Origin of the sequence: Mucilaginibacter sp., assembly GCF_041663085.1 — a bacterium.
In the GTDB taxonomy this organism is placed as follows: Bacteria; Bacteroidota; Bacteroidia; order Sphingobacteriales; family Sphingobacteriaceae; genus Mucilaginibacter.
On the sequence record NZ_JBAZRC010000003.1, the window covers coordinates 90,049 to 102,569 of the forward strand.

The following is a 12,521-nucleotide window of genomic DNA, read 5'->3' on the forward strand; positions in this document are numbered from 1 at the left end:
TTAAGTCATTGGTCATTGAGTCATTGCCATGTTAAAAATGACTAATGACTCAATGACCCAATGACAACGAAGTAAATTATTTATTTTTCTCAGCAAACTCGTTCATGGCTTCAATAAGCACATTAACGCTGGCAATTGGCAACGCATTGTAGATCGACGCGCGGAAACCGCCTACACTCCTGTGGCCTTTTAAGCCAACAATGCCTTTTTCGTCGCAAAGTTTAAGGAATGGTTTTTCGTGCTCAGGGTTTTCGGCCACAAAGCAAACGTTCATGTGTGAGCGGTCTTCAGGCGCGGCAACGGCTTTAAACAATGGGTTGCTGTCAATGGCATCGTAAAGTACTTTTGCTTTCGCATCGTTCTCCACCTCGATAGCCGATACGCCACCTTTTGCTTTTAACCATTTAAGGGTAAGCATAGATACGTAGATAGCAAAGCAAGGAGGCGTGTTGTACATCGATCCACCTTCTATCTGTACCTGGTAATTGAACATAGCAGGTATTTTGCGGCCGGTTTTACCCAATAGGTCATCTTTAACAATAACCAAAGTAACACCCGCAGGGCCCATGTTTTTTTGAGCGCCGGCGTAGATCAAACCAAAATCGGCAACGTTAACCACGCGGCTGAATATATCTGACGACATATCGCAAACCATCGGTATTGGTGATTTAGGGAACTGGTGCAGCTGTGTGCCGTAAATGGTATTGTTTGATGTAATGTGGAAGTACGCTGCATCAGCAGGTACGGTATAATCTTTAGGGATATAAGTAAAGTTGCTTTCTTTTGAGGTAGCAACAATCTCTACATCGCCAAAGAATTTTGCTTCTTTTAAGGCTTTGTTTGCCCATACGCCTGTTTCCAGGTAAGCAGCCTTGCCACCTTCAGGCAACAGGTTATAAGGCGCTAATGCAAACTGTGTGCTTGCACCACCTTGCAAAAACAAAACAGAGTACCCTTCAGGAACACTGAAAAGTTCTTTTACGAGGCTTACGGCTTCGTTCAATACTGCTTCAAATTCCGGCGAGCGGTGTGAAATTTCCAGCAGGGAAAGACCGGTTCCGTTAAAATCAACTACTGCCTCTGCAGCCTGTTTTAAAACTTCGTGAGGTAATATGCCGGGGCCGGCACCGAAATTGTGTTTCATAATGGTTGAACTATATTTGACTAATAACTAATTATCAACTTTGTATTAAGAAATGCCGAAGTTAATAAATTCGACAAATTTTATAGACTATTTTTTTAATTTTTATAAAAATGTAGAATTTATGGACAATACAGTCCTCCAATTGCAATTATACGATTGCAGAGCCTTTATCGGAGGGGTAAATTATCAAACTGATAAATTCACGATCGCTTTAGCAGGGAAATAGCCGCGGATTGGTCGGCTGCCGAGAATACCGAATTACCGGCTACAAAAACGTTGGCTCCGGCCTCAATTAGGCCTTTAATATTTTGTTCGCCCACGCCCCCGTCAACCTCTATATACAAGTTTGGATTAGTGTTGGCACTCATGGCTTTTACTTCGGCAACCTTGGTGTAGGTGTGCTCAATAAACTTTTGACCGCCAAAACCGGGGTTTACCGACATGACCAGCACTAGATCCAGATCGGCAATAATATCTTTTAACATGGCTGTTGGTGTAGCCGGGTTAATGGCCACTCCTGCCCTGCAGCCCAATTGTTTTATAGCCTGTACGGTGCGGTGCAAATGCGGACAGGCTTCATAATGCACGGTAATGCTATCTGCACCGGCTTCGGCAAAATCTTTCAGGTAACGGTCGGGCTCAACAATCATCAGGTGCACATCCAATGGTTTGGTGGCGTGCTGCTTGGTAGCCTTCACCACCGGGAAACCAAACGAGATATTGGGCACAAACATCCCATCCATAATATCCACATGAAACCAGTCGGCTTCACTGTTATTGATCATTTCAACATCGCGCTGCAGGTTTGCAAAATCGGCAGATAATATAGAAGGTGCTATCAGGTGGTTCATAGCGGTAAATATAGGGATATTGTTTTAAGGTTGTAAAGCGATATGCCTATATTGTACTTAATACGAGTGTAAAATTAAGAGGCAAATAAAAGTTTATAACTATTGTCCAATCCGTAAAAACTCAATTGTTATTGGGGTATAAAACAATACTTCAATAAATTAAAATTTAATATGATGAACGAGTATGCATTAATTATGAGGCACCAGGACGGTACCAAAGTGGCATCGCCCGAGCAGATGCAGGCATGGATGAAACAAACCATGGACTGGATAGGTGGCATTGCAGCCCAGAACAAATTTGTAAGCGGCACAGGCCTGCCTTTTGACGATGCTAAGGTGGTAAGCCATAGCAAAGTAGTAACCAACGGGCCTTTTGGCGATATCAAGGAAACCATCGGCGGTTTTATCATTGTAAGGGCCGAATCGGCAGATGAGGCCGCTGAATTTGCTAAGGGCTGCCCCGTGCTGCAAGGCGAAGGCAATACGGTTGAAGTGAGAAAAATAGCTAAGAACGATAACACACACTAAAGAATAATATCATGAAAGACTTTTTGTTAATATTCAGGGCAGATTATAGCCGTTTGGCTACCCTATCGGACGAAGAAAGGCAAGCCATGACCAAACGCTATATAGATTGGGTAAGCGGCATAGCAGCAAATGATAGCCTTGTTGACCGTGGTAACCGTTTAGCACCTACAGGCAAAGTTGTTAGCGGCACAGGCGATGTAGTGACCAATGGCCCCTATACCGAGATAAAAGAGTTTATTGGTGGCTATTCGATAATCAGAGCCGGATCTTATGAAGACGCGGTGGCGCTTACGAAAAACTCGCTGGTGTTTGAGTTAAACGGTAAAATAGAGATCAGGGAAATCACCCCTATGTAAACAACGATACGGCCCTGCTATACGGAAGGGCCATTTTAATATGCAGCAGCAGGAACTAATACCGCATTTATTCAGAACGGAATTTGGCCGTATTACGGCTGTACTGTGTAAACTATTTGGTTTTGAGAATATAAACATTGCCGAGGATATTACCAGCGAAACCTTTTTGGCTGCTTTAGATATCTGGCCCTATAAAGGCATACCCGAAAACCCGCAGGCCTGGCTATACACCGTAGCCAAAAACAAAGCAAAAAACAGCCTTGCACGTAATCAGCTTTTTAATAAAAAAATAAGCCCGGCCATACAAGCCGAACACCCTACCGAAGATGTGATGGAAATAGACCTGACCGACAGGAACATAAGTGATAGCCAGCTGCAAATGCTTTTTGCGGTATGCCACCCCTCTATCCCACCCGAGGCACAGATAGGCCTTGCCTTGCGTATCCTGTGCGGTTTCGGAATTGATGAAATAGCCCATGCCTTTTTAAGCAATAAGGAAACCATCAACAAAAGGCTGTTCAGGGCGAAGGAGAAATTGCGGACTGAGCATATCAAAATGGAGTTCCCGGCCGAAAGTGAGCTTAATTCTCGCCTGCAAAATGTGCTTACCACGCTTTATCTACTGTTTAGCGAGGGCTATTACTCCGAGACTGAAAATGAAATATTGCGTAAGGATTTGTGCGATGAAGCCATACGGCTAACAAAAATGCTGATTGATTACCCTTTAACCAACAAGCCTGAAGTGAACGCGCTGTTTGCCTTGATGTGTTTCCAGGCATCCCGCTTTGCGGCAAGGAAGGATAAAAATGGTGAGGTTGTGCTATACGACTACCAGGACGAAAATCTGTGGGATCAGCAACTGATAACAATAGGCGCTATGCATTTAGGTATCGCCGCGCAAGGTAGCTACCTGTCAAAATATCACCTGGAAGCCAGCATAGCTTACTGGCATACTATTAAAGCCGATACGCCTGAAAAATGGGAGAATATCCTGCATTTGTATAACCATTTACTATCGATTGAATATTCACCGGTTGCGGCATTAAACCGCACCTATGCGTTGGCAAAAGTTAAAGGTAATGAAGCAGCTATTATCGAAGCCGAAAAACTGAACCTAACTAATAACCCCTTTTACCACACGCTGCTTGGCGAATTGTATAAAGGCACCGACACGCTGAAAACCAAAGAACATTTCTTGAACGCCCTGCACCTGGCCAAAACAGATACGGATAAAAAAACGATCTACGCGAAGATAGAGGCGCTGTAAAGCATAACTCCCTCCCCACGGGAGCTACTCGTTTACCTACATGTTTTGGTATTCCGTTGGGCACTGCGCCGTAGGTGCAGCAGGTCGGTAGAAAATAGTTTCCCGATCGTATTGCTCCGTAGGTGCAACACATAACGAATTTTTATAGCACATTGTGGAGATTGACCAGGTTCCGCACCTACGGAGCGGACTATCTGTTTGCATTTTTCTACCGACCTTAAACCCCAATGGGGTTTTAAAAAAGATTTCGATATACGGTAGTTCCCGAGGGAAGAATCGCATTGCCTACACTGTCATTATATCACCATTTCCGGGATCTCGCCCTCAATGATCAGCTTACCGGCAGTTGCAGCTTTAATCTCTTCAACAGTAACACCTGGCGCACGTTCAAGCAGTTTAAAACCACCTTCGGGCAACACATCAAGCACGGCCAGTTCGGTCACTATTTTTTTAACACATTTGATGCCTGTTAGCGGTAACGTGCAATTGGGCAACAGCTTTGATTCGCCGGCTTTGTTTACGTGCTGCATGGCTACAATAATGTTTTCGGCAGATGCTACCAGGTCCATAGCGCCGCCCATACCTTTTACCATTTTACCGGGGATCTTCCAGTTGGCTATGTCGCCGTTCTCGGATACTTCCATAGCGCCAAGAATGGTGAGGTTTACCTTTTTAGCGCGGATCATCCCGAAGCTCATGGCCGAATCAAATACCGCCGAGCCGGCCAGTTTGGTGATGGTTTGCTTACCGGCGTTAATGGTATCCGGGTCCTCCTCCCCTTCAAACGGGAAAGGGCCCATGCCTAAAAGGCCGTTCTCTGATTGCAGTATCACGTCTACATCATCGGGTATATAATTGGCTACCAGTGTTGGGATACCAATACCCAGGTTTACATAGTAACCGTCTTTAACTTCTTTGGCAATTCGTTTTGCGATGCCTTCTTTATCTAACATATTTTTTCATTTAACCCGTCATTGCGAGGTACGAAGCACTCTCAGAACATTGCATAGCCGATAAGTCTATCGGGAGATTGCTTCGTACTTCGCAATGACGCGTGGGGTTGATGGGCATTATTAAATATTCTTCTTCCTAACCGTTCTTTGCTCTATTCGCTTCTCGTAATTCTCTCCCTGGAAAATGCGGTGCACATAAATGCCGGGGGTATGAACGTTATCCGGATCAAGCTCGCCGGGTTCTACCAGTTCTTCTACTTCGGCAATGGTAACCTTGCCGGCCATAGCCATAACAGGGTTAAAATTACGGGCGGTAGAGCGGTACACCAGGTTACCCAGCCTATCACCCTTCCAGGCTTTTACAATGGCAAAATCGGCATCAAAAGCCATTTCCATCAGGTAATCCTTACCGTTAAAATTGCGTACTTCTTTGCCAATGGCAACTTCGGTACCAATGCCTGCCGGGGTAAAAATAGCGGGCATACCGTAGCCTGCTGCCATACAGCGGGTAGCCAATGTCCCTTGCGGAATCAGCTCCACCTCCAGTTCGCCGCTAAGCAGCTGGCGTTCAAACTCCGCGTTTTCGCCAACGTACGATGAGATCATCTTTTTAACCTGGTGCTGGTGCAATAACAGGCCAATGCCAAAATCATCCACACCGGCATTGTTAGAGATACAGGTAAGGTCCTTCACCCCTTTTTTAACAAGCGCAAGGATAGTTTTTTCGGGAAGGCCGCACATGCCAAAACCGCCCAGCATGAGGGTCATGCCGTCTTCTATATCGCGTATGGCCTCGTCGGCGCCGCTCACAACTTTATTCATGTTTTATAATTGGTTGCGGTAAAATTAGGCATTTTGAGCGAAGCTTACCAGTAAAATTACTATGCAAGCATAATATTTTTTAATCTTCTCAAACACATCAATTATTGTTACCGTTCTGTGTTCTGTTCCATTTTTAAAACGGGACAAATGGAACATACGTAACACATTGATAGTCAATATATTAATTTTTACCTTTTCTGCTTATATTTAAAGCTTTACTTTATATTTTAAAGTTAAATCACTAAAATACAGTTATTTGTGTTTGTTAATTTTTGTCTCATTTTTGAAAAAAATGAGACAAAAAACAGAACCGGTAAAAAACGACCTTTTCAGTCTTTTTTTCGCCTCTTTTCGCCCTTTTATGACAATAAAAAGTATAGAATAGTTAAAAGTTAAACATCTGTTTTATAGGATGTTATACATAAATACCTGTTCCGGTTTATTCAAAATGGAACAGAAATGGAACAAAGTTTTATTAACCTAAGATTAAAAAATACAAACAATTGAATAATAAAAGTCTTTATCTATATACATCAATCTATAAACACCATGACAGCATACAACGATAACAACCAGGGCCCAAAACCCACCGCTACACGTGTAGATGACGACAGCAATTTGGAAGAAAAAGACCTTCGCCGTACCGCTTTTATGTTTGGCAGCGAGGAAAAAACGGGTAATGAGCCCGGTATGGAGGGCAACCCGGCAGGCGGACAACGCTTTGGCGAAAACAGCAACACCCCTTCCGGCGATGATAAGAATAACCCATCGCAAAACGCGGGTAATAATAACAGGTATTTCAAGCGTACGGAACCGTCTGACGAGCACCCGGAGTACAACAACTTTAAGGATCCTATCCAGTTAGGACAGTCGAACTTCACAGAAGCCAGCGGGGCAGTGCCAACAGGGCAATCTGATGAGGAAAACGCCGCGCCTGCGAAAGAGGGTGCCGATGATAATAAAGATGATAACGATACGGATAACAACCGGAACGAATCGCAGCAAAGTTACCAGGAAGGCACCGCTGATGGTGATGATAATGTGAACATCCCGGGGCCAAATGAAGTACCTGATCAGCAAAAGGTTGGGGAGTAGATAGCTTATAAAACCAATATCATTTCGAACGAGGTACGAGGAGAAATCTTATACGAGCGACGTGCTGGATGTATGGCGTATTAAGATTTCTCCTCACTTCTTTTCACGCCCCACTCATTGTTCGTTCGAAATGACAGGGTGGTATGCACAGTTCGCTAATAGATCCTCCGCTATCGCTCAGATGACAAGCTGATCTACCACTTAAACGTCTTCGTAATATATGCTATCAGATCATCGGCCATTGCCTGCTGTTCTTTTTCGCTGGGGTGGCCGGGTGTGTTTTTATAAGCGAAGAAGTGTGTATAGATATTTTTATCCTGTAAACCGGCTACAGCTTTTTCAATATAGCCCGGCCATGGCGAGCCTTCTTTGGTGGCATCCATAGCGCCTAATGCGCAAATAATTTTGGCTTTTGGATATTTACCCCTAACTGAGGTGATGAATTTCTGATACGCCTTTATAATAAACTCCGGTGTTGGCGGCGTGGTGCCAAACAGCCTTTTAAACTCCGGGTAATCTTTATTTTTGGTGAGCCAGGCATCATTCTGGCCAAGGTTTACGATCACCAGCTCGGGTGTGTACTTTTTAAAATCCCATTTGGCGGTCGAGTCGTGCGCACTTACGCGGTCGTAAATATCGGGAGTGGTATAATTAAACCAGCTTATTAAAAAACCTATCCCGCTTTTTGATATGGAGTGATAGTATGCATCAAAATGGCGCGCGGTAATATTAGCATAGCTTTTGTACCCGTTCTCAAACTCGGCTGTGCCCCTGTCTTTACCCTCAATATCTTCAATAGCATACCCACAGGTGATAGAATTGCCATAAAACTCTATTTTATGGGCAAAGTTTGGCGGCGGCAATATTTTACCATCTATATTAAAACTGTAAAACGATAATGTGCCCATATCGTACTCGGTACGTTTAAATAATTCCAGGCGGTGTTTGCCTTTTGGCAAACCGGTTACCAGTGTATATTCGGTTGGGTTTTGAGCAGGCTGGATGGCTGTATTGGTTACTTTGCCATCAATCACCACGGTTACGCGATCCATCCCTGTATTATCTTTTAAAGTAGCCTTAGCAGCGGTGCCTTCAAAGTTTATCAATACGGATGAAGCCGTCCAGGTGAGCTGCGCCGCGCTGTCTGAAAGCGCAATGCGGCCCATAAATTTGATGTTCTGGTTATCAAAATTGATAATGGTTTGCGCCTGGCTGGTGAGCGTGGCAAGTGCTAAGAACAGAAAAAATGCAAAACGTTTCATGTTGTTAATATATTTAATGTGTTTTCAATCCCCCCAGGGAGGGGTTCAACGCTGTATCGCTTTGCTAAACCCCTCTCTGCACCCTCCCGTTGGGAAGGAATCGCAATCCCTACGCGCTTTATACCTTACTCTTATTTAAAATATACATAAGTAATCCCGTCACCGCCCCTGTCGGGGTGCTCATCTTCCATGCGGTCAACCTGGTCGTACTTTTTAAGGTATTGGCGTATCATCTTTCTTAAAATGCCATCCCCTTTACCATGCAATATCTTCAGGTTGCCAAAACCCATCATCAAAGCGCGGTCAAACAGTTTTTCAATCGCAAACAAAGCATCCTCGGTACGCATACCTCTTACATCAATCTCGGGGCTAAAACTGGCTATATCGCTGGTATGGTTGGTCATTGATTTGCGCAGCTCTTTCGGCACTGCGGCTTTGGTAACTTTCTCTAAACGCTTGCGCTTAACAACAGTACGCAGTTCGCCCATGGCAATCACTACGTTATCCTTTATCAATTCTATGATCTGCCCGGTGGTATCGCCATCAATCAATTTTACCCAATCGCCGGGTTTCAGTTCTTCGTCGGTATTGGCGGTAACTTTTGGGGCTTCGGCTTTAACCGTATTTCTTTTTAACTCTACGTTCAGGGTATCGCGCAGGTTGCGGGTAACCTCCTTATCGGCATTACTGATTTTTATTTCGGCAATGGTGTTTTCAACCAGTTTGTTAGCATTCAGGATGATGTTCTTGGCTTCCTGTTTTGCTTCTTTCAGCAGGCTTTTGCGGTTTTCATCCAAAAAGCTTTTCAGTTCTTCGTTTTCGGCCAGCAGGCTATCCACACGGCGCTGCTGTTTATCCAGCTTTTGTTTGGTATCGAAGATCTCTTTCTTCTCGCGTTCCAGGTCAACCAGCAAGCTATCCACCTTTTTTTGGCCGCTGCTTATTTTGTTTTTGGCCAGGTTTAGTACATTTTGCGGCAGGCCTATTTTCTGCGCTATCTCAAAGGCGTATGAACTGCCCGGTTTGCCTACTTCCAGCATATACATGGGCAGCATTTCGGTATTGTTAAACAGCATCGAAGCGTTCTCTATGCCTTCGGTATTGCTGGCGAAGATCTTTAAGTTAGAATAGTGGGTGGTAACCATGCCCCTCACCTTTTTATGGTTCAAAGCTTCCAATACGGCTTCGGCAATAGGGCCGCCAAACTGCGGGTCGGTACCGGTACCAAACTCATCTATCAGTATCAGCGTTTTGCCGTTTGCATCCTCTACAAACTTCTTCATTTTTGACAGGTGCGCGCTGTAGGTACTCAAATCGCTTTCTATCGACTGGTCATCACCAATATCAACAAAAAGCTGCTTAAACACGCCTGCCACGCTATCGGCACTTGCAGGTATCAATAAGCCCGCCTGTACCATCATTTGCAGCAGGCCAACGGTTTTCATGCAAACAGATTTACCGCCCGCATTCGGCCCCGAAACCACAATAACGCGTGTGCCTTCATCTATAGCCACATTAAGCGGTACAACTGCTTTATGCTCTTTTTTAAAATTAAGCAGTAACAGCGGGTGGCGGGCGTTGTATAGTTTTAACCTTGCCTCGTTCACCAGCTTTGGCATTTCGGCTTCAATATCAATGGCAAACAAAGCCTTGGCACGCACAAAATCGAGCTTGGTAAGCAAACCGTGATACGATAGCAGGATGGGCACATAAGGGCGCAACTCGTCTGTTAAGGCGGTTAGTATTTTGATGATCTCGCGGCGGCGGTCAAACTCCAGGTCGCGGATGCGGTTATTCAGCGAAAACACCTCCTCCGGCTCCATATAAACCGTTTGGCCCGATGCCGATTCATCATGTATAAAACCTTTTAACTTGCGCTTGTTCTCGGCCAGTAAAGGGATACAAATGCGTCCGTCACGCACGGTTAATGAGCCGTCGGCCGTCCACCCGTTGCCGGTGGCAGTTTTAAAGATCTGGTCTATTTTTTTACGGGCTTCCTGCTCGGCTTTGGCAATACCGGTGGTAATATCCAATAGCTCGCGCGATGCATTTGGCCTTATTTTCCCTTTCGGGTCAATAACCTGGTCTATTTTTTTGATGATGGCTTTCTCAATGGGCAGGTGCTCAAACAAGGCTTCGAGATTGGGATATACCCCTTCGCGCTCGTTAAAATAAGCAATAACCGCGAAAACCGTAGTTAGCGATGCCTGTACACGAAAAAACTCCTCTTCGGATAAAAAAGAACCTTCAATGCGGACCTTATTGGCCAGCGTTTTTATATCGTAAAAATTATTGATAGGCAGGGCATCATCGTTTTGCAGGATGTTCTTAAACTCGTTTGCCTGGTTCAGAAACTTGTTGATCAGGTCGTAATTGCTCATTACCTGGATCTTATCAACCATTTCCTGGCCCATAATACTCAGGCAATGTGCTTTTATCAGTTCTTTTATCTCTGTAAACCCAAGCTTATCAGCACTGTTTTGGGGGTATAACATTATTTAATTTCCTTTAAAACCGGTTTTGATGATGGATTAGGATTTGATGATTTGGGTGTAGGTACAGGCGTTGGGCCTGCCGGCGCGGGCTTGGCTTTAGCAGCCTCGGCAGCGGTTACTTTATTCAATGAATCAACTTTAGCCTTTATAATAGCCTCAATCTTACTGTATATGTCTTGTATCTTTTCCGGTTGTGTACTGTAATATTTAAGGCTTGTTTTATAAACCGCGTCGGTTGTGTGGTGCCTTTTAAACAGGGCAACATATTTTTGGCTCGAGTATTTGTACAGGCTGTCAGGCACTTGCGGTACCTGGTATACCGACCCATCGGTTAGATGTATATCAAGCAGCAGGCTTATCATATCCTTCTCGTTCAGTACACCCTTTGGCCGGTCCTCGCTTTGGCAGGCGGTTAAAAAAAGCAATACTGAAAAAAACAAGCTTATATATTTTTGCATTCTGTAATTTAGCGGCGTTTATATAACGCAAAATTACGATAAATGAGCATAGCGGATAATATTAAAAGCTTAAAAAAAGAAACTAACGAAATAAATGTTACCCTGCTGGCTGTTTCAAAAACAAAACCAGCGGCCGACCTGCAAGAGGCGTACGATGCCGGGCAGCGTTTATTTGGTGAAAACATAGTACAGGAACTGGTTGAAAAGCACGAGCAGCTACCTAAAGATATTGAGTGGCACCTGATTGGCCACCTGCAAACCAATAAAGTTAAATACATTGCCCCTTTCGTCAGCATGATACAATCTGTAGATAGCATAAAGCTTTTGCAGGAGATAAACAAGCATGCCGAAAAAAGCAAACGTGTTATTGATTGCCTGCTACAAATTTACATTGCCGACGAAGAAACCAAGTTTGGTTTAGGTTTTGACGAAGCTATTGAGCTTTTGCGAAGCGAAGAATACGCCGCATTAAAAAATATCCGCATCCGCGGGTTGATGGGTATAGCCACCAATACCGATAGCGAGAAACAGATAAAAGAAGAATATTACGAACTGAAAACCTTTTTTGATGGTATAAAACTGAGCTTTTTCCGCAAGGAAGATTCTTTCGATACCCTATCGATGGGGATGTCGTCAGATTACAAACTGGCTATTGAACAGGGCAGCAACATGGTACGCCTGGGTAGTACCATATTTGGCGGCAGGGTAATTAAACACTATAAAAATAATTAGTGAGTGGTTGATTAAGTGAGTGGTGAGTAGTTAAAAATAAAATCACATTGGGCTTAATGGCTCAATGACCTAATGACTCAATGACAAATAATAACTTTAACATCCGTATTGCCGAAAAACAAGACTGCCCGCGGCTGCTTGAGCTTGTACATGAACTGGCTTTGTTTGAACGCGCACCCGAAGAGGTGACCGTTACCCTCGAAGAGTTTGAGGATGCAGGCTTTGGCAATAACCCCGTTTGGAAAGCTTTTGTAGTTGAGGCTGATGGCAAGGTAGTGGCATTTGCTTTGTACTACGTACGTTATTCTACCTGGAAAGGCAGCAGGTTGTATCTGGAAGACCTGATAGTGACCGAAGAATACCGTGGTAAAGGCATTGGTAAGCTGTTGTTCGACAGGTTGTTTCAGGAAACCCGCGAACTTGGTTTTAGCGGTATGGTTTGGCAGGTGCTTGACTGGAACGAGCCGGCTATCAACTTTTACAAAAAATACGGGGCCAATATTGAGGCCGGCTGGTTAAACGCATCTTTATCAAAAGAACAGATAGCTAACTTATAAC

Annotated in this window: 13 protein-coding genes; 6 read left to right on the forward strand and 7 right to left on the reverse strand. The window is 44.3% G+C overall.

Annotated elements, in window-relative coordinates:
- Window positions 1-76: 76 nt before the first annotated feature.
- On the reverse strand, window positions 77-1,144 hold the full coding sequence (gene serC / locus WC615_RS02240) for a 3-phosphoserine/phosphohydroxythreonine transaminase (protein WP_372976517.1): 1,068 nt from the start codon (window positions 1,142-1,144) through the stop codon (window positions 77-79).
- Between the two features lie 200 nt (window positions 1,145-1,344).
- Window positions 1,345-1,995, reverse strand: coding sequence for a ribulose-phosphate 3-epimerase (gene rpe / locus WC615_RS02245; RefSeq protein ID WP_067059799.1), 651 nt, complete (start codon window positions 1,993-1,995; stop codon window positions 1,345-1,347).
- Window positions 1,996-2,166: 171 nt separating this feature from the next.
- Here rpe and WC615_RS02250 point away from each other — a divergent pair, with 171 nt between their 5' ends.
- Genes WC615_RS02250 through WC615_RS02260 form a run of 3 tightly spaced genes read left to right on the forward strand, consistent with a single transcriptional unit; the run spans window position 2,167 to window position 4,146 of the window.
- On the forward strand, window positions 2,167-2,523 hold the full coding sequence (locus tag WC615_RS02250; protein WP_372976518.1) for a YciI family protein: 357 nt from the start codon (window positions 2,167-2,169) through the stop codon (window positions 2,521-2,523).
- 11 nt (window positions 2,524-2,534) lie between these two features.
- Window positions 2,535-2,879, forward strand: coding sequence for a YciI family protein (locus WC615_RS02255; protein ID WP_372976519.1), 345 nt, complete (start codon window positions 2,535-2,537; stop codon window positions 2,877-2,879).
- Between the two features lie 40 nt (window positions 2,880-2,919).
- The gene (locus tag WC615_RS02260) at window positions 2,920-4,146 is read left to right on the forward strand and encodes an RNA polymerase sigma factor (protein ID WP_372976520.1); all 1,227 of its coding nucleotides are present in this window, start codon (window positions 2,920-2,922) and stop codon (window positions 4,144-4,146) included.
- Between the two features lie 296 nt (window positions 4,147-4,442).
- Here the strand turns inward: WC615_RS02260 and WC615_RS02265 are convergent, their stop codons facing one another.
- Together WC615_RS02265 and WC615_RS02270 are read right to left on the reverse strand one after the other, a co-directional pair.
- Complete coding sequence (locus WC615_RS02265; RefSeq protein WP_372976521.1) at window positions 4,443-5,099, reverse strand: 3-oxoacid CoA-transferase subunit B; 657 nt, start codon at window positions 5,097-5,099, stop codon at window positions 4,443-4,445.
- A gap of 120 nt (window positions 5,100-5,219) precedes the next feature.
- A complete protein-coding gene (locus WC615_RS02270) occupies window positions 5,220-5,921 on the reverse strand; it encodes a CoA transferase subunit A (protein ID WP_372976522.1) in 702 nt (233 codons plus the stop codon).
- Between the two features lie 549 nt (window positions 5,922-6,470).
- Between WC615_RS02270 and WC615_RS02275 the strand changes: the two genes are divergently transcribed.
- Window positions 6,471-7,016, forward strand: coding sequence for a hypothetical protein (locus WC615_RS02275; RefSeq protein ID WP_372976523.1), 546 nt, complete (start codon window positions 6,471-6,473; stop codon window positions 7,014-7,016).
- Window positions 7,017-7,210: 194 nt separating this feature from the next.
- On the opposite strand, the gene WC615_RS02280 is transcribed toward WC615_RS02275, so the two are convergent.
- The 3 genes from WC615_RS02280 to WC615_RS02290 form a co-directional block, all read right to left on the reverse strand.
- Entirely contained in the window at window positions 7,211-8,278 is a 1,068-nt protein-coding gene (locus WC615_RS02280; protein ID WP_372976524.1) for a GDSL-type esterase/lipase family protein, read from the reverse strand.
- 131 nt (window positions 8,279-8,409) lie between these two features.
- Window positions 8,410-10,773 (reverse strand): endonuclease MutS2, encoded by a 2,364-nt coding sequence (locus tag WC615_RS02285; protein ID WP_372976525.1) that lies wholly within the window; start codon window positions 10,771-10,773, stop codon window positions 8,410-8,412.
- Window positions 10,773-11,231: a DUF4296 domain-containing protein gene (locus WC615_RS02290; protein ID WP_372976526.1), complete on the reverse strand. Its 459-nt coding sequence runs from the start codon at window positions 11,229-11,231 to the stop codon at window positions 10,773-10,775. Before WC615_RS02290 ends, WC615_RS02285 begins: the two co-directional genes overlap by 1 nt.
- A gap of 42 nt (window positions 11,232-11,273) precedes the next feature.
- Between WC615_RS02290 and WC615_RS02295 the strand changes: the two genes are divergently transcribed.
- Together WC615_RS02295 and WC615_RS02300 are read left to right on the forward strand one after the other, a co-directional pair.
- Complete coding sequence (locus tag WC615_RS02295; RefSeq protein WP_372976527.1) at window positions 11,274-11,963, forward strand: YggS family pyridoxal phosphate-dependent enzyme; 690 nt, start codon at window positions 11,274-11,276, stop codon at window positions 11,961-11,963.
- 80 nt (window positions 11,964-12,043) lie between these two features.
- The gene (locus tag WC615_RS02300) at window positions 12,044-12,520 is read left to right on the forward strand and encodes an N-acetyltransferase family protein (protein ID WP_372976528.1); all 477 of its coding nucleotides are present in this window, start codon (window positions 12,044-12,046) and stop codon (window positions 12,518-12,520) included.
- Window position 12,521: the final 1 nt, after the last annotated feature.